Annotated in this window: 26 protein-coding genes; 11 read left to right on the forward strand and 15 right to left on the reverse strand. The window is 72.9% G+C overall.

The features are described 5' to 3' along the window. Nucleotides 1-26 precede the first annotated feature (26 nt). The 6 genes from IE286_RS00140 to IE286_RS00165 form a co-directional block, all read right to left on the reverse strand. On the reverse strand, nucleotides 27-515 hold the full coding sequence (locus tag IE286_RS00140) for a DUF6328 family protein (RefSeq protein WP_189794463.1): 489 nt from the start codon (nucleotides 513-515) through the stop codon (nucleotides 27-29). A 111-nt stretch (nucleotides 516-626) separates the two neighbouring features. Then, entirely contained in the window at nucleotides 627-1,610 is a 984-nt protein-coding gene (locus IE286_RS00145) for an aldo/keto reductase (protein ID WP_168131213.1), read from the reverse strand. Nucleotides 1,611-1,692: 82 nt separating this feature from the next. Further along, the gene (locus IE286_RS00150) at nucleotides 1,693-2,382 is read right to left on the reverse strand and encodes a ribonuclease H family protein (RefSeq protein ID WP_189794464.1); all 690 of its coding nucleotides are present in this window, start codon (nucleotides 2,380-2,382) and stop codon (nucleotides 1,693-1,695) included. Between the two features lie 155 nt (nucleotides 2,383-2,537). After that, entirely contained in the window at nucleotides 2,538-3,131 is a 594-nt protein-coding gene (locus IE286_RS00155) for an MFS transporter (protein WP_189794465.1), read from the reverse strand. Next, entirely contained in the window at nucleotides 3,128-3,307 is a 180-nt protein-coding gene (locus IE286_RS00160; protein WP_189794466.1) for a hypothetical protein, read from the reverse strand. The genes IE286_RS00155 and IE286_RS00160 overlap by 4 nt, the downstream gene beginning before the upstream one ends. Before the next feature lie 58 nt (nucleotides 3,308-3,365). Next, complete coding sequence (locus IE286_RS00165; RefSeq protein ID WP_189794467.1) at nucleotides 3,366-3,605, reverse strand: hypothetical protein; 240 nt, start codon at nucleotides 3,603-3,605, stop codon at nucleotides 3,366-3,368. Nucleotides 3,606-3,849: 244 nt separating this feature from the next. Between IE286_RS00165 and IE286_RS00170 the strand changes: the two genes are divergently transcribed. Together IE286_RS00170 and IE286_RS00175 are read left to right on the forward strand one after the other, a co-directional pair. Then, nucleotides 3,850-4,488: a ClpP family protease gene (locus tag IE286_RS00170; RefSeq protein ID WP_189794468.1), complete on the forward strand. Its 639-nt coding sequence runs from the start codon at nucleotides 3,850-3,852 to the stop codon at nucleotides 4,486-4,488. Nucleotide 4,489: 1 nt separating this feature from the next. Next, nucleotides 4,490-5,092: a ClpP family protease gene (locus tag IE286_RS00175; protein WP_189794469.1), complete on the forward strand. Its 603-nt coding sequence runs from the start codon at nucleotides 4,490-4,492 to the stop codon at nucleotides 5,090-5,092. Between the two features lie 97 nt (nucleotides 5,093-5,189). On the opposite strand, the gene IE286_RS00180 is transcribed toward IE286_RS00175, so the two are convergent. From IE286_RS00180 to mgrA, 4 genes are all read right to left on the reverse strand, one after another. Next, nucleotides 5,190-5,618: a helix-turn-helix domain-containing protein gene (locus tag IE286_RS00180; protein WP_229861886.1), complete on the reverse strand. Its 429-nt coding sequence runs from the start codon at nucleotides 5,616-5,618 to the stop codon at nucleotides 5,190-5,192. A 186-nt stretch (nucleotides 5,619-5,804) separates the two neighbouring features. After that, a complete protein-coding gene (locus IE286_RS00185; RefSeq protein ID WP_189794470.1) occupies nucleotides 5,805-6,257 on the reverse strand; it encodes an ATP-binding protein in 453 nt (150 codons plus the stop codon). A gap of 190 nt (nucleotides 6,258-6,447) precedes the next feature. Further along, nucleotides 6,448-6,858 carry a hypothetical protein gene (locus IE286_RS00190; RefSeq protein WP_189794471.1) on the reverse strand — a complete coding sequence of 137 codons (411 nt, stop codon included), beginning with the start codon at nucleotides 6,856-6,858 and terminating at the stop codon, nucleotides 6,448-6,450. Nucleotides 6,859-7,184: 326 nt separating this feature from the next. Continuing rightward, nucleotides 7,185-8,177 (reverse strand): L-glyceraldehyde 3-phosphate reductase, encoded by a 993-nt coding sequence (gene mgrA, locus IE286_RS00195; protein WP_189794472.1) that lies wholly within the window; start codon nucleotides 8,175-8,177, stop codon nucleotides 7,185-7,187. Between the two features lie 144 nt (nucleotides 8,178-8,321). On the opposite strand from mgrA, the gene IE286_RS00200 reads away from it, so the two are divergent. Together IE286_RS00200 and IE286_RS00205 are read left to right on the forward strand one after the other, a co-directional pair. Beyond that, the gene (locus IE286_RS00200) at nucleotides 8,322-9,242 is read left to right on the forward strand and encodes a LysR family transcriptional regulator (RefSeq protein WP_189794473.1); all 921 of its coding nucleotides are present in this window, start codon (nucleotides 8,322-8,324) and stop codon (nucleotides 9,240-9,242) included. A 27-nt stretch (nucleotides 9,243-9,269) separates the two neighbouring features. After that, a complete protein-coding gene (locus IE286_RS00205) occupies nucleotides 9,270-9,785 on the forward strand; it encodes a mycothiol transferase (protein WP_189794796.1) in 516 nt (171 codons plus the stop codon). On the opposite strand, the gene IE286_RS00210 is transcribed toward IE286_RS00205, so the two are convergent. Both IE286_RS00210 and IE286_RS00215 read right to left on the reverse strand, forming a co-directional pair. Continuing rightward, nucleotides 9,749-10,837 carry an adenosine deaminase gene (locus IE286_RS00210; protein WP_189794474.1) on the reverse strand — a complete coding sequence of 363 codons (1,089 nt, stop codon included), beginning with the start codon at nucleotides 10,835-10,837 and terminating at the stop codon, nucleotides 9,749-9,751. The two genes, IE286_RS00205 and IE286_RS00210, sit on opposite strands and share 37 nt — an antisense overlap. Nucleotides 10,838-10,910: 73 nt before the next feature. Continuing rightward, nucleotides 10,911-11,303 (reverse strand): VOC family protein, encoded by a 393-nt coding sequence (locus IE286_RS00215; protein ID WP_189794475.1) that lies wholly within the window; start codon nucleotides 11,301-11,303, stop codon nucleotides 10,911-10,913. A gap of 256 nt (nucleotides 11,304-11,559) precedes the next feature. Here IE286_RS00215 and IE286_RS00220 point away from each other — a divergent pair, with 256 nt between their 5' ends. Beyond that, entirely contained in the window at nucleotides 11,560-11,826 is a 267-nt protein-coding gene (locus IE286_RS00220) for a GlsB/YeaQ/YmgE family stress response membrane protein (RefSeq protein ID WP_168131204.1), read from the forward strand. A 447-nt stretch (nucleotides 11,827-12,273) separates the two neighbouring features. After that, nucleotides 12,274-13,917, forward strand: a complete 1,644-nt coding sequence (locus tag IE286_RS00225) for an alpha/beta hydrolase (protein ID WP_189794476.1) — start codon at nucleotides 12,274-12,276, stop codon at nucleotides 13,915-13,917. 176 nt (nucleotides 13,918-14,093) lie between these two features. On the opposite strand, the gene asnB is transcribed toward IE286_RS00225, so the two are convergent. Further along, a complete protein-coding gene (asnB, locus tag IE286_RS00230) occupies nucleotides 14,094-15,935 on the reverse strand; it encodes an asparagine synthase (glutamine-hydrolyzing) (RefSeq protein WP_189794477.1) in 1,842 nt (613 codons plus the stop codon). A 366-nt stretch (nucleotides 15,936-16,301) separates the two neighbouring features. On the opposite strand from asnB, the gene IE286_RS00235 reads away from it, so the two are divergent. Beyond that, complete coding sequence (locus IE286_RS00235) at nucleotides 16,302-17,402, forward strand: baeRF3 domain-containing protein (protein WP_189794478.1); 1,101 nt, start codon at nucleotides 16,302-16,304, stop codon at nucleotides 17,400-17,402. Between the two features lie 153 nt (nucleotides 17,403-17,555). Then, nucleotides 17,556-18,581, forward strand: a complete 1,026-nt coding sequence (locus IE286_RS00240; RefSeq protein ID WP_189794479.1) for a Gfo/Idh/MocA family protein — start codon at nucleotides 17,556-17,558, stop codon at nucleotides 18,579-18,581. Nucleotides 18,582-18,684: 103 nt separating this feature from the next. On the opposite strand, the gene IE286_RS00245 is transcribed toward IE286_RS00240, so the two are convergent. Together IE286_RS00245 and IE286_RS00250 are read right to left on the reverse strand one after the other, a co-directional pair. Then, nucleotides 18,685-19,098, reverse strand: a complete 414-nt coding sequence (locus tag IE286_RS00245; RefSeq protein WP_189794480.1) for an SsgA family sporulation/cell division regulator — start codon at nucleotides 19,096-19,098, stop codon at nucleotides 18,685-18,687. Nucleotides 19,099-19,681: 583 nt separating this feature from the next. Further along, complete coding sequence (locus IE286_RS00250) at nucleotides 19,682-21,178, reverse strand: DNA-binding protein NsdB (protein ID WP_189794481.1); 1,497 nt, start codon at nucleotides 21,176-21,178, stop codon at nucleotides 19,682-19,684. 256 nt (nucleotides 21,179-21,434) lie between these two features. Here IE286_RS00250 and IE286_RS00255 point away from each other — a divergent pair, with 256 nt between their 5' ends. From IE286_RS00255 to IE286_RS00265, 3 genes are all read left to right on the forward strand, one after another. After that, nucleotides 21,435-22,565, forward strand: coding sequence for an aminoglycoside phosphotransferase family protein (locus IE286_RS00255; RefSeq protein ID WP_189794482.1), 1,131 nt, complete (start codon nucleotides 21,435-21,437; stop codon nucleotides 22,563-22,565). A gap of 335 nt (nucleotides 22,566-22,900) precedes the next feature. Beyond that, nucleotides 22,901-24,850: an N-acetylmuramoyl-L-alanine amidase gene (locus IE286_RS00260; protein WP_189794483.1), complete on the forward strand. Its 1,950-nt coding sequence runs from the start codon at nucleotides 22,901-22,903 to the stop codon at nucleotides 24,848-24,850. Nucleotides 24,851-25,017: 167 nt separating this feature from the next. After that, nucleotides 25,018-25,677, forward strand: a complete 660-nt coding sequence (locus tag IE286_RS00265) for an acetoacetate decarboxylase family protein (protein ID WP_189794484.1) — start codon at nucleotides 25,018-25,020, stop codon at nucleotides 25,675-25,677. Nucleotides 25,678-25,756: the final 79 nt, after the last annotated feature.

Below are 25,756 nucleotides of genomic sequence, written 5' to 3' on the forward strand. Positions count from 1 at the left end.
GCCCGTCCGCACACCCGTCGGCCGGGTCACCGGCCGGCGTGGCGGCGCCGGGTCCACAGGGGCAGCACGAACCAGCACAGCAGGTACCAGGCGACCACCAGCGCGGTCAGCCAGGGCACGAACCCGCCGCCCATGGCCACCCTGAGGATCAGCAGCAGCGCGGAGGTCATGGTGGCGACCAGCAGGACCAGGCCGAGAAGGGTCAGCCGGGACGCCAGCCGCACCGCCTGCGGTTTGACCCGGCGCCCGGCGACCAGGCGGTGCAGCGAGACCGGCCCGACCAGCGCCCCGGTCGTGACGGCGCCGAGGAACACCGTGACGACGTAGATGACCTGGTCGGCGTCGGAGAGGCGGTCGTACTTCGGCTGGAAGACGACGGTGAGCAGGAACCCGAAGAGGATCTGCACCCCGGTCTGCGCGACGCGGACCTCCTGGATCAGCTCCCCCCACATGCGGTCGGCGCGTTCCTCCTCGCTCTCGTCACGCCCCCGGCACCGGGGTGCCCGGTCGGTCATCGTCGTCACCTCGCCTCTCCCGCGCGGCCCGCCGGGGCACGGCCGCGGGCCGGTGCCGGTGCCCCGGCCCGCGGGGTGCGCCCGCCCGGCGGCGGCGCAGCGGCCGACGTCCTACCAGCGGTGCTCGACCTGGTCCTTGATCCGGCGCTCGTACAGGTCGCGGATCGCGGTCAGGGTCTCCTCCGGCAGCGGCGGCATCGTGCCGGCGGCCGCGTTGGCGCGGGCCTGCTCGGGCGAGCGGGCGCCGGGGATGACGGTGGTGACGCCGGGCTGCTGGATGATCCAGCGCAGGGCGAGCTGGGCGGGGGTGCAGCCCTCGGGGGCGAGAGCGGCGAACTCGGCGGCGGCCTCCACGCCGGTCGCGAAGTCCACACCCGCGAAGGTCTCGCCCTGGTCGAAGGCCTCGCCGTGCCGGTTGAACGTCCGGTGGTCGTTCTCGGGGAACACGGTGTCCTTGGTGTAGCGGCCGGACAGCAGACCGGAGGCGAGAGGCACCCGGGCGATGATGCCGACGCCGGCCTCGCGGGCGGCGGGCAGCACCTCGCGCAGCGGCTTCATCCGGAACGGGTTGAGGATGATCTGCACGCTGGCCACGTTCGGACGGGCGATGGCGGTGAGCGCCTCGGCGCAGGTCTCCACGCTGACACCGTAGGCGGCGATGCGCCCCTCCTCCACCAGGGTGTCCAGGGCGTCGTACACCTCGTCGCGGGAGTACACGGGCGTCGGCGGGCAGTGCAGCTGCACCAGGTCGATACGGTCGACGCCGAGGTTGCGCCGGGAGCGGTCGTTCCAGGCCCGGAAGTTGTCCAGGACGTAGTTCTCGGGGATCTGCTCGACCCGCCGGCCCATCTTGGTGGCGACCAGCACCCGCAGGTCCGGGCGGGAGCGCAGGAAGGCGGCGATGGTCTGCTCGCTGCGTCCGTCGCCATAGACATCGGCGGTGTCGAAGAAGGTCACCCCCGACTCGGCGGCCGCCTCCAGCACGGCGAGAGCCTGCTTGTCGTCCACGTCGCCCCAGTCCGCGCCCAGCTGCCAGGTGCCGAGCCCGACGACCGAGCCGCGCTGCTGTGACCTGCCGAATTCACGTTCGTCCATGAGGATCAGTGTGGCACCGGCCACGGCCCGGCACGCAATCGGCGGCCGCCGTCCCCGTCACTGACGGCCCAAGGGACCGTCGTCAGCCGGCGAGGCCCGTCCGGCACTCGGGGTGCCCCCAGCCCTTGTCGTTGCGGGCGATGGGCTCGCCGGCGGCGTAGGAGCGGCCGCACACGCACCGGCCGGGGAACTTCGCCTTGATGGTGCGCGTGGAGCCGCCACTGCGGCGCGCGGTCTTCCCCCCGTTCGTGCGGCGGCGCGGCGCGGCGGCCGCCGCGGCGGGGGCGGGCGGAGGCTCGGGGGACCCGAGGGCGCTGCCCGCGGCCTGCTGGGCGCTCGCGGCCTGGCTGGCGGCGCGGTCGGCGAAGTCGTTGAGCCGGTCGCCGTCGACCTGGTGGGCGGGCACGTAGCGCAGGTCGACCGAGCGGCCCGACAGCAGCTCGTCGATGCGGACGACCAGGTCCCGGTTGGCGACGGGTTTGCCGGCGGCGGTCTTCCAGCCGTTGCGCTTCCACCCGGGCAGCCAGGTGGTGACCGCCTTCATCGCGTACTGGGAGTCCATGCGGATCTCCAGCGGAACGGCCGGGTCGGTGGCCGCGAGCAGCCGCTCCAGGGCGGTGAGTTCGGCGACGTTGTTGGTGGCGGTGCCGAGAGGGCCCGCCTCCCAGCGGGACGGCTCCCCGCTCTCGTCGGAGATCACCCACGCCCAGCCCGCCGGACCGGGATTCCCCTTCGACGCCCCGTCGCACGCGGCCACCACTCGTTCACGCATGACCCGATCATCCCACGTCCGGCCCCCTGCCCCGGACCGGCCGCGGGGCCGGGGCGCACCGTGGGTGGTCTGCCGTCTTCCTGCGGACACCGGTGGGAGGTGCCGCGGACACGGTGAGCGGACGCGCTGCTGCCGGTGCGCAGCGTCGGGACGGGTCACGCGTGCAGCGCGCCCGTCCTCACCGCGAGTTCTCGTGCCCGGTCGGCTGCCGCCCGGCCACGGGCGGGGACCCGCCCCATGGCCCGGGTCACCCGGCTTGCGGCCATGCTGCCGGCCACACCTCCGACGGCTCCGACGGCCAGCAGCACCCCGTACGCGGCGTCCGGAAGCCCGAGCCCGTCGCGCGCCAGAACGACGAAGATCGCGAGCTGCCCGAGGTACACGGCGTTGAGGACGCCCGCGGAGACGGTCAGGAAGCGCAGCAGAGGGTCACGCAGCACATGGGCAAGGTCCTCGCGGATGTCGCTCCACAGCCGAGGCCCGGCCGTGGACCGATCGGGCCGCGGGCCACGTACGCCGGCCAGCAGCGCCGCCAACGGCAGGAAGGACAGTGCGTCCAGCAGCAGGGGAATCGCCCTGCCGATCACGAACAGCACACCGCCGAGCACATGCCCCAGCACGTCACGGCCCACGGTCTGGACCGCGAAGAGCCGGCCGTTCGCCGCCTCCGGCTGCTCCGCGGGAACGAGGCCAGGCAGCAGCACCCGGTGACAGCCGGGACCGAAGCGGACGGCGGTGTGTGCGCTCACCTCGGGCCTCCTGGGGAGAACACGGCGCACCGCAGCTCGCTGGTGTAGCGACGGCCGCGCACACGCAACCAGCGCTGGCCGGGCGTGGGCAGCATTTCGGAGATCTCCAGCGTGCCGTCCTGCCGGGCGGCGAGCCGACACACCTGCCGTACCAGCAGCGGAGTCTGCCAGTCCACGTAGACCGGCTTCGGCTCACCGGGAACCTTGACGAAGACGTGCCGGGGCAGGCCGAGCTCACGGCGCAGGCGGCAGGCCGCGACGAACTCCGCGGCCTCTTCCCCGTCCGCCCAGACGGGACTGTCCGGAACGGCCGTGAACCTCCAGATCGAGGCAGGGGTAGACGAGCTGCGTCGACGACGTGTCCGGATGACCCCGTGACAGGTCGGCGAGCACCTCGTCGTCGTCGAGCAGGGACAGGTAGCCCGGGCCGCCGGCCAGACCGCCATGGAGCATCGTGAGGTTGTGGCCGAACAACAGGTCGCACTGCTCCCCCGGCGCGAGTACCTCCCAGCGGCGCCTTTCCGAGGTGGCGTGCGGTGATCCCGACCAGCCGGCGGACCAAACCGCGGCACGTCGCCCGGTGGCCGGCGCTCGCCGAACGGCCTCTCAGGGGCGTTCTGCCGGTGGCGAATCTGCCGCAGGCAGAGCGGCGGCCCATTCCGCCCGCCCCGGGCCGAAGGTGGAGCCGACGGCATCCGTACGACGACGAGGAGAGCCCATGACGGCACCGACGCTGCCCGCACCCCGCGCCGAGAACGCGGAGACTCCGCCCAGCCGGTTCGACGACCACCTGGCGGCGCAGCTGCTCGCCCAGCGGATCGTCTTCCTGGGCACGCAGGTCGACGAGGTGTCGGCCAACCGGGTGTGCGCCCAGTTGCTGCTGCTGTCGGCCGAGGACCCGCGCACCGACATCGCCCTGTACATCAACAGTCCCGGCGGCTCCGTCACCGCGGGGCTCGCCATCTACGACACCATGCGGCTCATCCCGAACGACGTCTCGACGCTGGCGATGGGCTTCGCGGCGAGCATGGGGCAGTTCCTGCTCAGCGTGGGCGCCCCCGGCAAGCGGTTCGCGCTGCCGCATGCACGGATCATGATGCACCAGCCGTCCGCGGGCATCGGCGGCACCACCGCGGACATCGAGATCCAGGCGGAGAACCTGAAGCACATCAAGCGGACCATCGAAGAGCTGACGGCCCGGCACACCGGGCAGAGCGTGGAGACCATCTCCCGCGACGGCGACCGGGACCGCTGGTTCACCGCCGAGCAGGCCGTGGAGTACGGGATCGTGGACCGGGTGGTGGAGTCGCTGGCCGACGTCCGCCCGGCCACGTCCTACCGTCGGATGGGGCTGTGACATGGGGTCGTACACGGTTCCGTACGTCATCGAGCGGACCGCGCAGGGCGAGCGGTCCTACGACGTGTTCAGCCGGCTGCTGAACGAACGGATCATCTTCATCGGCACCGAGATCGACGACGGTGTCGCGAGCGTCGTCATCGCGCAGCTGTTCCATCTGGAGGCCGCGTACCCGGACCGCGAGATCTCCGTCTACCTCAACTCGCCCGGCGGCTCGTACACCTCGCTCATGGCGATCTACGACACCATGACGTTCGTGCAGTCGCCGATCTCCACCTTCTGCGTGGGCCAGGCGGCCTCCACGGCGGCGGTGCTGCTGGCGGGCGGGGACCCGGGGCGGCGCTTCGTGCTGGAGCACGCCCGGGTGCTGCTCGGGCAGCCGGCCAGCGCCGGACGACAGGGCACGGTCTCCGACCTGGCCATCCAGGCCGAGGAGATGGTGCGGATCCGCGCCCAGGTCGAGGAGGTGCTCTCCCGGCACACCGGGCACGATGTCGCGACCCTGCGCGCCGACATGGACCGCGAGAAGGTGTTCACCGCGCAGGAGGCGGTCGCCTACGGACTGGCCGACGAGGTGCTCAGCCGCCGGCAGGCGATGCTCTGACCATGCACCCGTCCCGGGGACGGCGCGCGGACGCCGTCCCCGGGACGGCGGCGCACACGGCGGCCGCGTGCTCCCGGCCGGTCGCGGCGACGCGCCGTCAGGCCGCCAGGCACATCCCGTCGCGGCGGGGGATGCCGGCGCCGCGCGGGCCGCCCGGAGCCGTCCGGCTGGTGAGCCGCACCAGCCGGTCATGGGCCCGTGCCAGCAGGTCGCCGAGCCCGAGTCCGAGGGCCTGGGCCGCGGCGGCCAGGACCTCGGAGGACGCCTCCTTGCGGCCGCGTTCGACCTCGGACAGGTACGGCACGGAGATCCGGGCGGCGTCGGCGACGTCCTTGAGCGTCCGTTCCTGCGTGAGCCGTTCGCGCCGCAGGACGTCGCCGACCAGGTCGCGCCAGAGCGGTTCACGGGGCGCGGCGGGAGCGACCGGGGTGACGGGGGCGATCCGTCCGGCGGCGCGATCGGCGGCGCCGTCGGGACGGTGCGGGAAGGGGAGGACGGTGACGTGCTTCCGCGCTGCATCGGTCATTTCTTCAGGTTAGGAGCCGTACCCGCGCGCGGAAGGGTCCGGTGTTCCGCCCTCGGTGAAGCGACGGCACAAAAGGGGGCGGGACGGGATGAAACATCCATGGGTGCCTGACGCTGTTCGCTGCTGCGAGGCACGGGGCACCTGGCGCGGTGTCACCACGGCGGCGGCGCGCGCGGAGCCGGGCGCTCAGTCGCGGGTGAGGCGGACGACGGCCTTGACCCGCTTGCCCACGGGCACCCGCTCCGCGGTCACCTCGGCGGCCAGGGCGTACACGATCTCCAGGCCGTGCCGGCCCACGCGCTCGCGGTCCGGCGGGTACCGCAGGGGCAGGGCCACGTTGCTGTCGTATACCGACACGGTCACCGTGGTGTCGGTTCCCTCCAGCTCCAGGATGTACGGTCCGCCGCTGTGCCGGTCGGCGTTGGTGACCAGTTCGCTGACGACCAGCAGCAGGGCCTCCTCGGAGCGGGGGCCGACCTCGGCGCACCACTCGGTTCTGAGACGCTGCAGGAACTCCGTGGCGAGACGACGCGCGTCGGCGATGCATCCGGGCTCGCCCGCGAAGTGCACCGCCCGCCGCAGCGGTTCCACGGGTACGTCGAAACCCCTGGGTATCACGGTCCCGTCCTGCTCGATCATGGGTGTCACTCTCGCAAATCCCGTCCGATCGGACGCTACTGCCCCTGTGCTGTTACCCAGCACGGCGCCCGGCAGTCCCCTTTCCCGGCGACGGTGGTCGGAGATCACAGTGCGGCGGGACGGTGCCGGGTCCCGCCGCCGGCCCGCTTTTGCGGCGAGCATGACAGGCAGGTGGCCGGTGACGGGCCGGTCAGGCGGTCGGGACGGCCAGGCCGGCGAGCGTGCGCTGGATGCGCAGGGCGTCGACGGACTCGGCGAGCAGCTCGTACTCTGTGGTGTCGTCACCCGTGGCGATCCGCACCATCCTGCCGTCGGCCAGTTCGTCGGCGGCGCGCAGCTGCTGTTCGGGGTCGGCGCACCAGGCGCGCAGGACACCGGGCACATCTGTCACGCCGTCGGCCACCGGGACCAGCGCACCGGCCGGGACGTACGGGGTCGCGGAGCCGGGATCGAGCCGCTCGGCGATCCAGGACGCCCGGTCGCGCAGCCACCACAGGGCCAGGGCCAGCGTCGGTGCCCGGTAGGTGCCGAGCGGGACGCCGATCCGGCGGCCTCCGCACACCCCGTAGGCCGTGACGTGGCACAGGAATTCGTCGTGCACCGGTCCTCCCCCCGTGGCGTCGTCGCCTGGCGGCACGTGCCTCGCTCTCGGCGCGGCTCCTGCGGCGCATGAGTCGTGCTGCGTCTCCTTACCCGAGTATGTGCACTGACGACACAGTGTCACCATGCCTTTCCAGCCAGTCTCCTGGCATATTCGCCCGGCGCTCCTGGCCGAAAGGATGCGCCCGCTGTGTCGCCCGTGGCGGGGCACCGGGCGCGGCGATGACGGCCGGCGCGCGATGGCACGGCGGACGACGAGGCGGCCGCCCTCCCGCGTGAGGTGGGCGGCCGCCCGGGATGCGCGCGCGGGCCGGTGCCCGCCTGGTGTCAGGACCGGACGATCGCGTCGATCCGGGCCAGCTCCTCCGCGTCGAAGTCCAGGTTGCGGACGGCGGCCACGCTGTCCTCCAGCTGCTGCGGGCTGCTCGCGCCGACCAGCGCCGAGGTCACCCGCCCGCCGCGCAGCACCCAGGCCAGCGCCAGCTGGGCCAGGGTCTGGCCGCGGGACTGCGCGACCTCGTTCAGGGCGCGCAGCTTGCCCACCAGCTCCTCGGTCACCGCGTCGGAGGTGAGGAAGGGGCTGTCGCTCGCGGCACGCGAGTCCTCGGGGATGCCGTCGAGGTAACGGCTGGTGAGCAGGCCCTGCTCCAGCGGGGAGTAGGCGATGGAGCCCACCTGCAGCTCGTCGAGCGTGTCGAGCAGCCCCTCCTCCTCGGGGCGGCGGTCCAGCATCGAGTAGCGGGGCTGGTGGATGAGCAGCGGGGTGCCCAGCTCGCCGAGGATGCGGGCGGCCTCGCGGGTCTGCTCGGCCGGGTAGTTGGACACACCGACGTAGAGGGCCTTGCCCTGCTGCACCGCCGAGTGCAGGGCGCCCATCGTCTCCTCCAGCGGAGTGTCCGGGTCGTAGCGGTGCGAGTAGAAGATGTCGACGTAGTCCAGGCCCATGCGCCGCAGGCTCTGGTCGAGCGAGGCCAGCAGGTACTTGCGGGAGCCGAATTCGCCGTACGGACCGGGCCACATCAGGTAGCCGGCCTTGGTGGAGATCACCAGCTCGTCGCGGTACCGCGCGAAGTCGGAGCGCAGCGCCTCGCCGAAGGCGGTCTCGGCGGCGCCGGGCGGCGGGCCGTAGTTGTTGGCCAGGTCGAAGTGGGTGACGCCGAGGTCGAAGGCGCGGCGCAGGATGGCCCGCTGGGTGGCGGCCGGCCGGTCCGGGCCGAAGTTGTGCCACAGACCGAGCGACAGCGCGGGCAGCTGCAGGCCGCTGCGGCCGGTGCGCCGGTAGGGCATGTCGGCGTAGCGGTCGGGATGGGCGGTGTACAACGCGACTCCATGAAGGGTTGGCACACGGACGACCCGGTGCGCCGTCGGTGCGCGGCGAACCGGTCGGTGTCCACTCTGGCTCCCCGCAGGGGCAGTGGTCCAACAGGTGAATCCGATGGGATTGAGCGACTAGGCTGCTCAATCATGGAGCTGCGTCATCTGGAGCACTTCGTCGCGGTCGCCGAGGACCAGCACTTCACCCGGGCGGCGCAGCGGCTGATGGTCTCCCAGTCGGGTCTGTCCGCCTCGATCCGGGCACTGGAGCGGGAGCTGCGGGCACCGCTGTTCGTGCGCACCACCCGCCGGGTGGCCCTCACCGAGGCCGGGCGCGCGCTGCTCGGGGAGGCGCGCCGCATCCTGGCGCAGGTGCGCGCGGCGCACGAGGCGGTGGCCGCGGTGCAGGGCGTGCTGCGCGGCACGCTGACGCTGGGCACCGAGCAGTGCATCGCCGGCGTGCACGTGGCGGGGCTGCTCGCCGCGTTCCGCCGGCGTCATCCGGACGTGGAGATCCGGCTGCGGCAGGCGGGATCGGGGGCCCTGGCGGAAGGGGTCGCGACGGGCCGGCTCGACCTGGCGTTCGCCTACCGCACCCGGCCGGACACCGACCAGCTGCGGTCGGTGCCGCTGACCGCCGAGCCGATGACCGTGCTGTGCCATCCCGGCCACCCGTTCGCGGCGACGGGCGCGGCGCTGACCCCCGAGGACGTGGCGGGCGAGGTGTTCGTCGACTTCCACCCGGACTTCGGGCCGCGCCGCGTCACCGACGCCGTGTTCACCGCCGCGGGGCTGGACCGCACGGTGGCGCTGGAGGTGAACGACGTGCACAGCCTGCTCGACCTGGTCGACGAGAACCTCGGCATCGCAGTCGTCCCGCGGCACTTCCGGCACAAGAGGCCCTCGCTGACGGCCCTGGACCTCAAGAGCGCGGAAGAGGCACCGTACGCGACGGTCGCCCTGCTGCCGTCCGAGCAGGCCACCGGTCCGGCGGCACGCGCCCTGATCACGCTGCTGGCCGGTGAGGGCGGCATCGCGGACGCGTCAGGGGCAAGAACTGCGGGCGCGTGAGGAGCCGCGATGCGCGAAGCTGACCGTATGCATGCCAAGGACATCCTCATCGACGGCTACGGCCGTATCAGGGAAGAAGTGCACGCCGTCCTGGACGGGCTCGGGCCGGACGAGCTGCACGCCCGTCCGGCGCCCGGCGCCAACTCCATCGCCTGGCTCGTCTGGCATCTGACCCGGGTGCAGGACGACCACGTCGCCGACGCGTTCGGCCTCGACCAGGTGTGGCTGTCGCAGGGCTGGGAGAAGCTCTTCGGCCTCGGCCTGCCGCGTCACGACACCGGGTACGGACACGGCCCCGCCCAGGTCGCCAAGGTGCGCGTGGCATCCGCCGGCCGGCTGGCCGACTACTACGACGCGGTGCACGACCAGACCCTGACGGCCCTGCGCGGCCTGGCCGCCAGGGATCTCGAACGGATCGTGGACGAGCGCTGGGACCCGCCGGTCAGTCTGGGCGTGCGGCTGGTGAGCGTGCTCTCCGACGACCTGCAGCACGCCGGGCAGGCCGCCTACCTCAGGGGGCTGCTGTCGAGCACGGCCGCGTAGCCGGGCAGGACGACGTCCTCGATGAGGGCCTTCCGCTCGTCGAACGGGATGAACGCGCTCTTGACGGCGTTCAGCGTGACGGTGCGCAGATCCTCCACCGTCCAGCCGGCCTGCTCGGCCAGCAGTCCCATCTCGCGGGTCATCGTCGTGCCGGACACCAGGCGGTTGTCGGTGTTGACGGTGACCCGGAAGCCCAGGTTCTTCAGGGCCGTTATCGGGTGCTCGGCGATGGAGCGGGCCGCCCCGGTCTGCAGGTTGGAGGTGGGGCACATCTCCAGGGCGATGCGCCGGTCGCGCACCCAGCTCGCCAGCCGGCCCAGCTTGCCGTCCACGATGTCCTCGGTGATGCGCACTCCGTGCCCGATGCGCTGGGCACCGCACACCTGCAGGGCCTGGTGGATGCTGGGCAGCCCGTACGCCTCGCCGGCGTGGATGGTGAAGGGGACGCTCTCGCGGCGCAGGTACTCGAAGGCGGGCAGATGGTCGGCGGCCGGGAAGCCGTCCTCCGCGCCGGCGATGTCGAAGCCGACGACCCCGGCGTCCCGGTAGGCGACGGCCAGCTCGGCGGCCTCGCGCACCCGGTCGGACATCCGCATGCCGCACAGCAGCGTGCCGACACGGACCGGTGTGCCGGCGGCGGCCGCCTTCGCCATGCCGGCCGCCAGCCCCTCCTGGACGGTCTCGACCACCTCGGCAAGCGGCAGACCGCCCTCGACCAGCAGCTCGGGTGCGTAGCGGACCTCGCCGTAGACGACGCCGTCCGCGGCCAGGTCGAGCACGTACTCCTCGGCGGTGCGCAGCAGGCCCTCGCGGGTCTGCATCACGGCCAGGGTGTGTTCGAAGGTGGCTATGTAGCGGACCAGGTCACCGGAGTTGGCCGCCTCGTAGTACCAGACCGCCAGTTCCTCGGGGTCGGTGGTGGGCAGCGTGTGCCCGACCGCCTCGGCCAGCTCGACGACGGTGGCGGGACGCAGCCCGCCGTCCAGGTGGTCGTGGAGGACGGCCTTGGGCAGGCGGCGGATCACGTCGGTGTCTACGCGCGTAGTGGTCATGGTGGGGATGTTCCTTGCAGGCGAGCTGGTGGAAGAAGGGTACGAGTCCGTGACGAAGCGTGCGTGTCCGTGATCAGGTGGCGGGCTGCAGCAGGTCCCAGCGGTTGCCGTACAGGTCTTGGAATACGGCGACGGTGCCGTAGGGCTCGTGCCGGGGCTCCTCCAGGAACGTCACGCCGGCGGCCGTCATACGGGCGTGGTCACGGGCGAAGTCGTCGGTGTGCAGGAAGAAGCCGACACGCCCGCCGGTCTGGTCGCCCACGCGGGCGGCCTGTTCCTCGCGTGCGGCCCGGGCCAGCAGCAGGCCCGTGCCCGGCGCACCGGTGTCCGGCTCCACGACGACCCAGCGCGAGCCGTCGGGGCGGGGTGTGTCCTCGGTGAGCCGGAAGCCGAGGACCTCGGTGTAGAAGGCGATCGCCTCGTCGTAGTCGCGGACGACGAGGGTGACCAGGGCGACGCGTCTCATCGAAACCTTCCGTGCGGGCGGTCAGCGGGAGGTTATACGTAAAACGTGCGGGACGCCAGTCCCCCTCCGTCGCGTGCGCCTGACCTCGGGCGGACCGGGATCCGCGGAAGACCGGACCGTGACGAGGCCTGCCGCGCCGGCGCCGCCGAAGCGGTGCACGGCCGCACGTTCCGACGGCGTCGCCCAACCGGTTCGGACTGGCTCCGGTTACAGCGGGCATCCGAACTGCGCGGGATCCCGACAGGAAGAGGCGGACATGGAAATCAGCGGCATCATCAGTGCCATCGTCATCGGCGTCATCATCGGCACCCTGGGGCGCCTGGTCGTTCCGGGCCGCCAGCGCATCGGCATTCTCTGGACGATCCTCATCGGCATCGTCGCCGCCCTCGTCGGTGCGGCGATCGCCTCCGCACTCGGTGTGGCCGACACCAAGGGGGTCGACTGGATCGAGTGGCTGATCCAGATCGCGCTCGCGGCGGTGGGTGTCGCCGCGCTGGACCGGGCGAAGACGGCACGCCGCTGACACCGTTCCCGCCGCGCACCCGGGCACGCGGCGGGCGAGACGGCGGCACGGTGTGTTCCTGATGGTGTCCGGGGGTCGTCCAGGATCCGGTCCCACCGGTCGTCGTTCCGGCGCGACCGGTGGGACCGAGTGCCGCCCGGCGCGGGTGCCACGGTGGCGCGGGAGCCACGGTGACGTGGCGCGGCGCGAGACGCCGGGACGGCGCGGGACACCGGGACGGCGCGGGACACCGGGGGAGGCGCGGGCGGATCGGCACCGCGGCGGTGCCTGTGACGCCCGCCCCCTCGATCCGCCCCGGCCCGGTGCCGTGCCATGCCGCTCGGTGGTCGAACGCTCCGCCCCGGGGCGTTCCGGTGCGGTCCGTGCTTCGACAGGCGAGCAGCTGGGGCGCCGCTTATCGTGAGCGAAGGCGTTTCCGGTCCGCTGCGAGCGCCCCTGGAGGCATCCATGCCGGCCAAGCTGTCGACGCGGTCCGTGGCTCGGCGCTGTGCGTGTGCCGGCGCCGTCACCCTGGCTCTGCTCGGCGCCGGGCTGCCGGCGGCCTCGGCCGGCAACGGGCAGCCGGATCTGAGCCGTTTCTACCGCCAGAAGGTCACCTGGTCGGCGTGCGAGCCGGGCTCGCCGCCCGACCTGCAGTGCGGCAAGGTCACCGTGCCGCTGGACTACGCCCACCCGGATGCGGGCACGCTCGATCTGGCGCTGGCCCGCTACCGGGCCACCGGTCCCTCCCGCGGCTCGGTGGTGCTGAACTTCGGCGGTCCCGGCGGAGCGGGCATCCCGCAGCTGGCGGCGGCCGGCAAGGAGTTCATGGACCTGACCAACGGCTACGACGTGGTCACCTTCGACCCGCGGGGCGTGGGACGCTCCTCGCCGGTCAGCTGCGGGATCGGCCAGGACGCGGGGTCCGGCACCGAGGACTCCGCAGCGGCCGCGGCCGCCACCGAGGCTCAGGCGGACCTCAGCGACGCCACGGCGGCCCGCAAGGCGTTGCAGGCCTGGCAGAAGGTGGCGCAGGCGTGCACCCGGCACTCCGGTCCGGTCCTGTCGCACATCGGCACCGTCGACGCGGCCCGCGACCTGGACGTCATACGGCAGGCGCTGGGCGATGGCAAGCTGAACTACCTGGGTTTCTCCTACGGCACGCGGCTCGGCGCGGTGTACGCGGCCCAGTTCCCGCGCAAGGTGGGGCGGATCGCCCTGGACGGCGTGGACACGCTGACCGAGCCGCTGGCGGAGCAGGGGCGGGTGGCCGCGGAGGGGCAGCAGACCGCGCTGGAGGGCTTCCTCGACTGGTGTGTGCGGGACATCGCCTGCCCGCTGGGCCAGGACCGGCGGCAGGCCGGTGAGCATGTGCTGCAGCTGGTGCGGTCGCTCGACGACCGGCCGGTTCCGACGGGCTCCGGCACGGAACTGACCGGCCAGGATCTGGTCGCCGCGATCGGCCAGGCGCTCTACAGCAAGGCGCTGTGGCCCTCGCTGGAACGTGCGCTCGCCGCGCTGGTGCAGGACGGCGACACCCGCGGCATCCAGGCGTTCGCCTCCGGTGGCGCGGACCTGCCGGGCACGCGGCCGGGCGCCGGCGCGGCACGGCGGCCGGGCCACGGCGGGCTGGTCGCCACGGCGGACGTGCCCGCGGACAACGCGCCGGCCGCGATGATGGCGATCAACTGCGCGGACGACCCGGACCGGCCGGGGGTGGACCGGATCGTGCGGGACCTCGGCCGGCTCAGCGCCGAGTACGAGCAGGCCTCGCCGGTCTTCGGCCGGTACCGGCTGCACGAGCTGCTGATGTGCTACGGCCGCCCCAGGGGCACCGATGTGATCCGCAAGAAGGTCAGGAACGTCGACACCGCCAAGCTGCTGCTGGTGGGCACCCGGGGCGACCCGGCGACCCCGTACCGCTGGACCGTGGAGACGGCGCGGCGGCTGGGTCCGGCGGCCGTGGTGCTCGACAACCGCAGCGACGGGCACACCGGGTACAGCTCCTCGCGGTGCGTGCACCGCAAGGTGAACGACTTCCTGCTCTACGGCTCGCTGCCGCCCTCCGGCAGCTCCTGCCCGGCGGACTCCCGGCTCGACCCGCACGGGTGAGATGCGGCGCGCCGCCGGGCGGGGCGCCGATACGGCCGCGCTCCCCGCGCCGGGACCGGTGACCGGCCGGTGACACGGCCGGCTCCGGCGGCGCGGGGAGCGCGATCCGGACGCCGGTGCCCGGTGACGGTCCGCCGGCGCGGGGCGGCCGCGGCGGCGGACCGGGCCCGCCGGGCTCAGTCGGTGACGATCTCCGGCTTGTACAGGTCCAGCCACAGGGCCAGGTCGAGAGTCTTCTCCAGGCCGTGCCGTGCGGCCTGGGTGATGACGGGCGTGTCGCGGTCCGCCGCCTCGCGCAGCTGCTCCCGGTCGATCAGGTCGAACACCGGGTGGCTCGGCCGGGCGAGCAGGTCCTTGGCGTGGTCCTGGAGCGCGACGGCGTACTTCGGGTCCTGCGTGGAGGGGTAGGGGCTCTTGACCCGGTCGTACACGGACTTCGGCAGCACGTCCCGGGTGGCCTCGCGCAGCAGGCTCTTCTCCCGGCCGTCGAACGACTTCAGCGCCCACGGGCTGTTGTAGACGTACTCCACGAGCCGGTGGTCGCAGAAGGGCACGCGCACCTCCAGGCCGACGGCCATGCTCATCCGGTCCTTGCGGTCCAGCAGGGCGCGGACGAAGCGGGTCAGGTGCAGGTGGCAGATGCGGCGCATCCGGTACTCGAAGTCGCTCTCGCCGTCCAGCCGCTGGATGCCGGCGACGGCCGTGCGGTAGCCGTCGGCGATGTACGCCGGCAGGTCCAGCTTGTTCGCGAGGTCGGGGCGCATGATGGTGCTGTCGTCGCCGAAGTCGCGGCCGAAGCGCACCAGCCAGGGGAAGGTCTCGGCGCGCCGTGCCTCCTCGTCGAAGAACTGCAGGTAGCCGCCGAAGACCTCGTCGGCGGACTCGCCGGACAGAGCGACGGTGGAGTGCTCGCGGATGCTGCGGAACAGCAGGTACAGCGAGGAGTCCAGGTCGCCGAAGCCCATGGGCAGGTCGCGGGCGCGGACCACCCGCTCGCGGATCTCGGGGTCGGCGAGGGTGTGGGCGTCGAGCACGATGTCCTGGTGCTCGGTGTCCGCGAGGCGGGCCACGTCGTGCACGTACGGCGTGTCCGGGGTGGAGCGCAGCTCGTCGGGGACGAACCGGTCGGCCTGGCCGACGAAGTCGACGGCGAAGCTGCGGACCTTCTCGCCGTGGGCGGCCAGCTGACGGGCGGCCAGCGCGGTCATCGCGGAGGAGTCGAGGCCGCCGGAGAGCAGGGTGCAGCGGGGCACGTCGGCGACGAGCTGCCGGCGCACGATGTCGTCCAGCAGGGAGCGGACGGTGGCGATGGTGGTGTCGCGGTCGTCCTCGTGCGGCCGGGTCTCCAGCTGCCAGTAGACACGGGTGCGCAGGCCGGCGCGGTCGACGGTGACGACGGTGCCGGGCTCGACCTCGCGCATGCCGTCCCACACGGCGTGGCCCGGGGTCTTGACGAAGGTGAACAGCTCGCGCAGGCCGTCGAGGGTGACCCGGCGGCGGGCCAGCGGGTTGGCGAGGATGGCCTTGGGTTCGGAGCCGAAGATGACGCCGTCGGACGTCGGGTAGTAGTAGAAGGGCTTGATGCCCATGCGGTCACGGATCATGACCAGCTTGTCGTGCCGGCCGTCCCAGACGGCGAACGCGTACATGCCGTTGAGGCGCTCGGCGAGGGCCTCGCCCCATTCGACATAGCCGCGCAGGACGACCTCGGTGTCTGAGTCCGTGGTGAAGCGGTGGCCGCGGGCGATGAGGTCGGCGCGCAGCTCGGTGAAGTTGTAGGTCTCGCCCGAGTACACGAGGGCGACCGTGCCCTCGGGGGTCTCGGCGGTCATGGGCTGGCGGCCGCCGGGCAGGTCGATGATGGCCAGCCGCCGGTGTCCGAGGGCCGCGGGGCCGTCCGTGAAGGTGCCGCGGTCGTCAGGGCCACGGCAGGCCATCGTCTCCGTCATCGCGTCCAGGGTCGCCGTCTCCGTGCGCAGGTCGCGATCGAAGGAAACCCATCCGGTGATGCCGCACATGTTCCGACCTCCTGACAACAAGTTGCATGAGGCACCTATGTATACAAGCGTGTGACACTGCGCCCCGCGGGTCAACGCGGCGGCAACACGCGCACCACGCGACCCCCCGCACTTTCGGCCAGACTTTTCTTCGGCAAAATTTCTTCGACCGCTCCACAACAGGGAGAGACCGGCCTGATCCTGCCACGATTCGGCCATCGGCAAAGATTTGGTCAACCAACGCAAACGTATACGCGCAGCGATCGCCGACCGGACACGAACCTCGGGCACGCCCCGGACACGAACGCCGTGTCACGCCGGAGACCCCGCATTCCGCCCCTGGTTGCTCCGCATGCCCGACAAGCGGATTCCTCCTATGGTGCTGTCATGGAGCACGACCTGAGTCCCGCCACGCTCGCCGAGCTGCGGCGACCCCGCAGCTATCCCGCTGTGTCCGTGCTGACCCCGACGCACCGCCGCGGACCCGACAACGCCCAGGACCCGGTCCGGCTGCGCAACGCCGTCGCCGAGGCCAAGAAGAAGCTGCAGTCGGACCCGGCGGTCACCCGGGAGCGCCGTGCCGATGTCGTGCGGCAGCTCGATCAAGCCCTCGCCGAGGTGGACCTCACGCACGCCGAGGACGGCCTGGCGATCTTCGCCGCCCCCGGCGAACACCAGGTGTGGACGCTCAGACGGTCCGTCCCGGAGCGGGTGGTGCTGTCCGACACCTTCCTCACCCGCAACCTGGTGTCCGCCCACGCGGCCGAGCATCCCTTCTGGGTGCTGTCGGTCGCCGCCGACCGCGTGACCCTGTGGAACGGCAGCGGCGACCGGGTCACCGAGGAGCGCCGGGGCGGCTTCCCGCTGACCCGGAACCTCACCGAGAACTTCGACGCCGAGCGTCAGGAGCGCATCGGCGACGCGCCGAGCACCTTCAGCGACGAGCGCACCCGCCATTTCCTCAAGGAGGCCGACACGGCGATGAGCGCGATCCTGCGCGACCAGCCGCGCCCGGTCTACCTCACCGGCGCCCCCGCGGCCCTGTCGGTGCTCGACGAGATCGGCGGGGTGGCCCGGTGCTCGGTCCATGTTCCGCGCATCGGGCTGGCGCACGGCACCCCCGACACCGTGTGGCGCGCCATCCAGCCGGTGCGCGAGGCCCTGGTCCGCCAGGAGACCGAGGCCGTCCTGCACCAGCTGGAGGCGGCCCGCGGGCGCAAGGAGTACGCCGCCGGGGTCGACGAACTGTGGCGCAGCGCCCAGGAGGGCCGGGTGCGGCTGCTCGCCGTCGAGGACAACTACCGGATCACCGTGCGTGAGGCCTTGGGCGACCATCTGGTCCCGTCCGAGAACGGCCGGCTCGACACCCGGGAGGACATCGTCGACGAGATCGTCGAGAAGTGCCTGGAGACCGGCGCGGAGGTCCGCTTCGTCCCGGACGGCACGCTGCGCGAGGCCCAGGGCATTGCCGGGGTGCTGCGCTACTAGGAGCTACCAGGAAGCCATGCCGTCGCGGGGCCGGGCGGTGCGCCGCCCGGCCCTTTGCTTCTCTCGTCCCGGCTCTCTTCTCTCTTCCCGGCTCTCTTCCCGGCCGGCCGTCTACGCTACGGCGGAAGCCGTCGGCGGAGAGGGGATGCGCGCATGGGCGACCTGCTGGGTGTGGCCGTGCTGGGAGCCGGTCACATGGGGGCCGATCACATACGGCGACTGGACCAGGTGGTGAGCGGAGCCAGGGTGGTCGCCGTCGCCGACCCGGAGACGGAGCGGGCCGAGGAGGCCGTGGCCGGCCTCGAGGGCGTCGTCGTGCACGAGGAGGCCCTGGCCGCTCTCGACGCTCCCGGGGTCGAGGCCGCGCTGATCGCCTCCCCGGGGCCCGCGCACGAGGAGGCGCTGCTCGCGGCCTTCGCCCGGAGGCTGCCGGTGCTGTGCGAGAAGCCGATGGTGCCCGACCCGGCGGGGGCGCTGAGGGTGGTGGAAGCGGAGGCCCGGCTCGGCCGCCGGCTGGCCCAGATCGGCTTCATGCGGCGCTACGACGCCGAGTACCGGCGGCTGAAGTCGCTGCTGGACGGCGGCGCCCTGGGGCGGCCGCTGATGCTGCACTGCACCCACCGCAACGTCTCCTCCCCGCCGTACTTCACCAGCGACCGGCTCATCGACAGCTCGGTCTCGCACGAGATCGACGCGGCCCGCTGGCTGCTCGGCCAGGAACTGACGGCGGTGACCGTGATGCGTCCGGCGCCGTCCTCCGCGGCGCCCGAGGGCCTGTGGGACCCGCAGTTCGTGGTCTTCGAGACCGAGCGGGGCGCACTGGTGGACGTGGAGGTCTTCGTCAACTGCGGGTTCGGTTACCAGGTGCGGTGCGAGGCCGTGGGCGAGACGGGCAGCGCCCGGATCGGCGAGGAGCACGGCGTGGCCGTCACCGCCGGGGGCGCCAGCCGCCTGGAGGTCCCGCAGGACTATCTCGTCCGGTTCGCCGACGCCTATGACCGCGAGGTCCAGGCCTGGGTGGACGCCACGCGGCGCGGCGAGGTGACCGGCCCGAGCGTCTGGGACGGCTACGCCGCCTCGGCCATCGCCGAGGCGGGGGTCCGGTCGCTGCACGGGGCCGGCCGGGTCACGGTGGACCTCGCCGAGCGCCCGGCGCTGTACGCGAAGCCCGGCAGCTGACCCGGACACCCCGCAGCCGTCGCCGGGTCCGGTGAGCCCGGGAAACGCCGTGGACGCGGACGGTCCGGCTGCCGCGGCTGCCGGACCCCGGCGCCGGCGAGCCTCAGACCGTGCCGAACAAGGCGCTCAGCCCCCGGTCGACGGCCGCGCCGGCGTCCTCCCGGCCGGGCGGGACCACCGCATAGGTGCGCAGCAGGAAGCGGCGCAGGGCCGGGGTGTCGAACTGCAGCAGGGCCATGCCGGACGACGAGTGCAGCTCCAGGGCCGTGCACGCCTGACCGCAGGGGCGCAGGCGCACGTCCCCCACCCCGGCGGGCCGCCGGAGCCCCTCCTTCAGCAGGGAGCGCGCGAAGGTCCAGCTCACCTCCCTGCCGTCGAGGGAGGCGTCGGGCGGGAAGTCCAGGTGGACGGCCAGTGGGTCGGCAGAGGCGTAGCGCAGCGTGGCCGGCACGACGCGCGCCTGGCCCTCGGCGTCGATCAGACGCGCGGTGGCGGACTGTTCCAGGGTGGCGTCCATGGTGAGATCTCCCGTCGGATCGAGGGTCGGCCGCTGATGCCCTATGTCTGTCAGGAACACGAAGGGCCGCCCGACTGACACCCGGCACACGACAAAGATGTGTGATGTGCATCACACACGGCTGCGCAGTCCCGTCGGAAGCGTCGCCTCCTGACTCCCCGGCCGCCGGTCCCGCACACCGCAACGCCTGCCCCGGCACCCCACGTACCGTCAGGTGACGTACCGCGCACGCGCCCCGGCCGCACCGCGCTCGGTGCCCGAAGGCCCGGCGGGCCGCACACGAGAGCCTCCGGCAGTTGCCGGAGGCATCGGACGTCGGATCGTGCCGAATCCCGGACAGAGCACGGCCCGCTGTGCAAGAGTCGTCACGGTCACGGCCCCCTCCCCCGGCCGTGACCCCCGCATCCGCGTGGCGGAGTGTGCCCGGCCGCACCGCTCCCGTCGCCGCGTCACGGTCCGGCCGTGCGCGGGCGACGGGAGCGGGTGGTGAGGTGGCGCAGGGTGCGCGGTCGTGCGGGCCCGCGGACACGGAGTGTGTGCCCCGGCCCGTCCGGTGGGGTGCGCCGGTGTGCCGTGCGGTCCGTCACGCCGGAGCGGCACCGGCCGTGCCCGTGCCCTTCGACGTGGGCATGGCCTGCCGGATCTCCTCCCGCAGTTCACTGATCTTCGGGTAGGTGGCGTAGTGGGCGGTGAGCCGGTACATCTGCCGCAGCCGGTCCCAGGTGCGGCGCGAGGAGTTCGACCCCATCGCCACCAGCGCCAGCCTCGCGTAACTGACGGCCTGTTCGGGATCGTCGGCGATGAAGCAGGCGGACGCCATGGACAGATGGTCGAAGATCTTCGACCGTTCACGGCCGTCGACCCGGAGCTCCAGGGCCTTCTGCGCGTAGTGCTGGGCGTGCACCGCAGCGCTCGGGTCGAACTCCGCCAGCGTGCGGTACGCCAGCGCCTGCATGCCGTACAGATCCTCGTCCTTGAAGGTCTGCATCCAGTCCAGCGGCTCGTCGTCGCCCTTGTCGGAGACGAACAGCTCCTCCGCCTGTCCGAGGGTCCGGCGCATCGCCTGGCCCTTGCCCATGGCGGCCTGCGCCCAGGCCTCGATGGTGTGGAACATCGCCTTGGTGCGCGGCTGCAGGCGCTCGCCCGCGCCGGACTGGGCGAGCCGCATCAGGTCCAGCGCGTCGTCGGGGCGGCCCAGGTGCACCATCTGACGCGCCGCCCGGGACAGCGCCTCACCGGCCCGCGGCCGGTCCCCTCCCTCGCGGGCGGCGTGCGCGGCGATGATGAAGTACTTCTGCGCCGTCGGCTCCAGGCCGACGTCGTGCGACATCCACCCGGCGAGCACGGCCAGGTTGGCCGCGACACCCCACAGGCGCCGCTGCAGGTGCGGCGGGTGGCGGTAGGCGAGCATGCCGCCCACCTCGTTGAGCTGGCCGACCACCGCCTTGCGCTGCAGCCCGCCGCCGCGGGCGGCGTCCCAGGCCCGGAACACCTGTACGGAGCGTTCCAGTTCGTCGACCTCCTGCGACCCGACGGGGGCGGCGTCGTAGCGGTCGAGCCCGGCCGGGTCGACACGCAGAGGATGGTCGGTGTCCGGGGCGTCGGCCTTCAGTGCCGGGTCGGTGTGCAGCCAGTCGTGAAGAGCGCCGCTGAGTGCGGATCCCGCGGTGAGCGCGGCACCCGCGCCCACCAAGCCGCGTCGGTTGAGCATGAGGTCCATTCCCGTGAATTCGGTGAGGACCGCGGCGGTCTGCTCGGGCGTCCACGGCATGTCGTCGGCGAGTTCCTCGTCCCCGCCGCCCTGCCGTCTCCCCGCACGCCCGTGCCGTACCAGACCGAGGTCCTCGATGGTCACGACACGGCCGAGACGCTCGGTGAACAGGACCGCCAGCACCCGCGGCACGGGATCGCGCGGGATCTCCCCCATGTCGATCCACCGCCGCACCCGGGAGGTGTCGGTCGCCAGCTGCGGGTGGCCCATGGCCGCCGCCTGCCGGTTGACGAGCCTCGCGAGTTCCCCTTTGGACCAGCCGGAGAGACCGAACAGGTCCGCGAGACGGGTGTTGGGTCGTCCTGTCACGTCAAGCCCCCAGGTACTCGGCTGACTCGACAGTAGCCCCGCCACGAGTTGCCGGGCGACTATTCGCCAGGGTTCGCCAGGGTGCGCCAGATGGTGTGCCAGTGGCCTTGGGGTGTCAGGTAGGAGTGCGTCACCCCGGCCCGGGCGCCGCCGGTCATGCAGACCGGATATGACAGGCGCATTCCCCAGGGTGCACCGGCGTCCGGGCCGGGCGGACGCGTCCAGCAGCAGGCACACGAAGGGATCTGTATCGCCCATGTACGCAGCATCGTCCTCCGTGTCCGCTCCGCCCCGGTCGCTGCGTCCCCGTCCGGGCGCGGCCGGCCCCTACCTCTCGCCCGCGCGCCCGGCCTCTTCCGTGCTCGGCGCGGGCCGGCCGCGCCGTCCCGCCGTGCCCGGCGCCGCTTTGCTGAGCGGAAGACTCGACCTGTCCGGCCCGCAGGGGGCCCAGCTGCGCTCGGCACTGGCGTCGGTGCTCCGCATCTGCCCGGAGTTCACTCCCGTGCAGGTGCTGCGCCGCAGCGGACGCTCCGTGCTCCTGGTCGGCACGACCGGTCGCAGCACGGCCGTAGCCAAGTGTTTACTGGACCGCTCCCCGGCCTGGGCCGAGCGGTACCGGCACGAGATAGCGGTCTACCGCTCGTTCGTCCGGCACCGGCCCCCCGTCCGCGTGCCCCGGCTGATCGCGGCGGACCCGGACAACGGCACCCTGGTGATCGAGCGCATGCCGGGACGGGTCGCCGCACTGCAGCGGCACCCGGTGGAGGCCCCGCCGCGAGCCGACATCAGAGCGGTCCTCGGTGCGATCTGCCGGCTGAACTCCTGGCGTCCCCCGGCGGACACCTTCGACGCCGCCTTGGACTACGCGGCCCGCATCTCCCGCTACCACGAGCTGGGGCTGCTCACCGACCGCGACCTGGGCGACCTGCACAAGCTGCTGCACGGCATCGCGCAGGCGGTGGGCCGGCAGGGCATGGGGCAGTTCTGCCACGGCGACGCGCTGCTGTCCAACATCCTGGTCTCACCGGCCGGTCCGGTGCTGCTGGACTGGGAGCACGCGGGCTGGTACCTGCCGGGTTACGACCTGGCGACGCTGTGGACGGTGCTCGGTGACGACCCCGCGGCACGGCGGCAGATCAGCCAGCTCGCCCAGGCGGCGGGCCCGGCCGCGCGGGACGCGTTCCTGGTGAACCTGATGCTCGTGCTGACCCGCGAGATCCGCACCTGTGAGACGGCCGTGCAGCGGTCGATGCGGGACCCGTCCCCCGTCGCACAGGGAACCGGCGGCATGTCCTTCGGTGAGGAACAGCGGCTGCTGCTGCGGCGCCTGTACGACGACTGCCAGCTGGCCCGCAAGGCGGTGCGCGCGGCGGTGGGCATCCGCTGACGGCACGACGGCCCGTGGGGTGCGCCCGGGCTCGGCGGTGCGCCACGGGCCGTCGTGCCGTCCGCGAACTCCGCGCGCGACGAGGTCGTCGGCCGGTACGCCGCCGGCGTCCCCCAGGCCCGCCTGCCACCACGGCCGGGCGACACCGGCCGCTCCGGTGACAGATGAATGCCTCTTGTTCTGCTCATGATTGACGGATCGTCGGACAACCGGTACCACTGACCGCACCGATCCCCGTGGTACAGCCCCGCACGTCCCGCCACGCCGAGCGCCCTCAGGAGGCCGCCTTGCGGAGACCCGCCACCGCCCCCACGTCCACACCACCTCATGCAGGCATGCCACGAGCGGGCCGGCGGGCACGCCGCACGGCAGGCGCCCTCGCCTGCGCGGCCCTGCTGCTGCCGCTGCTGGGCGCCGCCCCGTCCGCCGGTGCGGCAGGTGCGGACAGGTCGACCCGACTGCAGAAAGCGTTCGCCGATGCGGCGGCCGCATACCACGTGCCGGTCAGCGTCCTGCTGGGCGTCTCCTATCTGCAGTCCCGGTGGGACCAGCACGCCGGTGCCCCGAGCGTGACCGGCGGCTACGGCCCGATGCACCTCACCGACGCGCGCACCGCGCTCGCCCGGATGCCGCATCACAGCGACGGCACCGAGGACGCGCGCGGCGACGACGCCCGTCCTGCCCTGCGTCCCACCGTCCAGGTACCGGAGAACGCCACGCTGCCCGGCCGGCTCACCACGCTGACCGAGGCGGCCGAGCTGACCGGCATCCCGGCCGAGCGGCTGCGCTCCGATGCCGCCGCGAACGTGGCGGGCGGCGCCGCGCTGCTGGCCGCCGCCCAGAAGCGGCTCGGCGAACCGCTGAGCGCGGATCCGGCCGACTGGTACGGCGCGGTGGCCGAGTTCTCCGGCGCCGACGACCGCGCGACGGCGGCAGCCTACGCCGACGACGTCTTCAGCGTGATCCGTTCCGGTCAGCGGCGCACCACGGACGCCGGCCAGCAGGTCGTGCTGGAGGCCCGCCCGCGGCTGGCCCCCGACACGGCGCAGCTGGCGCGGACCGGGCTGCGCCCGTCGTCGTCGGCGGGCACCGAGTGCCCCGCCTCGGTCTCCTGCGAGTGGGTCCCGGCACCGTACGAGGAGTTCGACGGCGACGACTACGGCAACCACGACCTGGGCGACCGGCCGGCCTCGCAGCGCATCCGGTACATCGTCATCCATGACACGGAGGGCGCCTGGGACGGCGTCCTCGACCTCATCAAGGACCCGACCTATGTGTCGTGGAACTACACGCTGCGGTCCACCGACGGGCACATCGCCCAGCACGTGAAGGCCAAGGACGTGGCCTGGCATGCGGGGAACTGGTATGTGAACGCCGGCTCGATCGGCCTGGAGCACGAGGGTTTCCTCGCCGACCCGGACGCCTGGTACACGGAGGCGATGTACCGCTCCTCCGCGCGGCTGGTGAAGTACCTCGCGCAGAAGTACGACATCCCGCTGGACCGCCAGCACATCCTCGGCCACGACACCGTGCCCGGGCCGACCACCGACACCATCCCCGGCATGCACACCGACCCCGGTCCCTACTGGGACTGGCAGCACTACTTCCAGTTGCTGGGCCGCCCCTTCGAGCCCACCGCCGGCAAGAACGCCGCCCTGGTGACGATCCGCCCCGACTACGCAGCGAACCGTACCGAGTACACGGGCTGCGAGGCCGCCGGCGAGCCGTGTGCGCCGCACGGATCCGACGAGGTGCGGCTGTACACGCGTCCCGACACCTCCGCTCCCCTGATCAAGGACATCGGCCACCGGCCGGACGGCTCGGACTCCACCATCGACGTGAACGACGTCGACTCCCGGGCCGAGACCGGCCAGCAGTTCGCGGTCGTGGAGCGCAGGGGCGACTGGACGGCGATCTGGTATCTGGGGCAGAAGGCCTGGTTCCAGAACCCGGCGAAGCAGCCCACGGCGGTGCCCGCCTCCGGCCGGGTGGTGACGCCGAAGCCGGGAGTGGACAGCGTCCCGGTGTACGGGCGGGCCTACCCGGAGCAGGAGGCCTATCCGGCCGGTGTTCCGGTGCAGTCCGTCTCGCCGCTGCCGTACCGGCTGCCCGCGGGACAGAAGTACGTGGTCGGTGACACGGTGCCGGGCGAATACTTCTACGCCGTCACCTTCACCCCGGACTCGCACCGGGTGGTGGTCGGCAAGGACCTGTACTACGAGATCCAGTTCGGCCACCGGGTGGCGTTCGTGCGCGCGGCGGACGTACGGCTCGAACGGGCGTAGGCCGACCGCGACGATCGTGGTGGGCGTCGGCACCGTGCGCGCCGGCGTCCGCCGCGAGCCGGAACAGCCGGCCGTCGGCGGGGGCGTGGCCCGCCTCGCCCGGCCTCCGGACCGGTCACGCGGTGGCGGGTGTGCCTTCGGTAGGTGTGCCTTCGAGAAGGAGTGCGATGCCCGGCCCCTGTCCTCCCGAGCCCTGGCACCTGTGCGGGGACATGCACGCCGCCCTGTGGCTGCTGCCCGGCAGCGCGCTTCCGCCCTGGACCGTGCCCGAGGGTGTGCGGCCCGTGTCCGTGGGCGGACGCCGCGCGCTGGTCACCTTCTGGGTGGACTACCGCGCCGGCGGCGACCTCGCCTACCGGGAGCTGCTGATCGCGCTCGTGGTGCGGCGCGGCAGGACCGTCGCGGCGACCTCGGTGCAGGCCTGGGTGGACGACGAGCGCTCGATGGCCGGGGGCCGGCGCCTGTGGGCCATTCCGAAGGAGCTCGCCGACCTGCGGTTCGAGACGCCGGCCGGCTCCGGGCACCGCCGCACCGCGCTGTACGCGCGGATGACGTCCCGCCGCGCCGACCGGCGGGAGCCGGCCGCCACCGCGCTCTGCCAGGAGCTGTTGCGTCTGCCGTTGCGGCTGCCGCTGCGGGCGCATCTGCTGCAACGCCGGGACGACGGCACCACCTGCCGGGTGCCGCTGCGTGTCGTCGGGCGTCCGTCGTTGACGCGGGTCCGCTGTCGCGTCGACCCGCATGGTCCGCTCGGGTACCTGTCCGGGCGCACCCCTGTCGCGGCCGTGTCGCTGCGGGACTTCCGCTTCACGGTCGGCTCGGCGTGAGGTGAGCGCGGCGGGGCGGCGGGTCTGGGGGCGCCCGGTGCCGCCGTGCCCGCGCACCACCGCGGCCGCGAACGGAAAA

It is taken from the genome of Streptomyces thermodiastaticus, from assembly GCF_014656135.1.
GTDB lineage: Bacteria > Actinomycetota > Actinomycetes > Streptomycetales > Streptomycetaceae > Streptomyces > Streptomyces thermodiastaticus.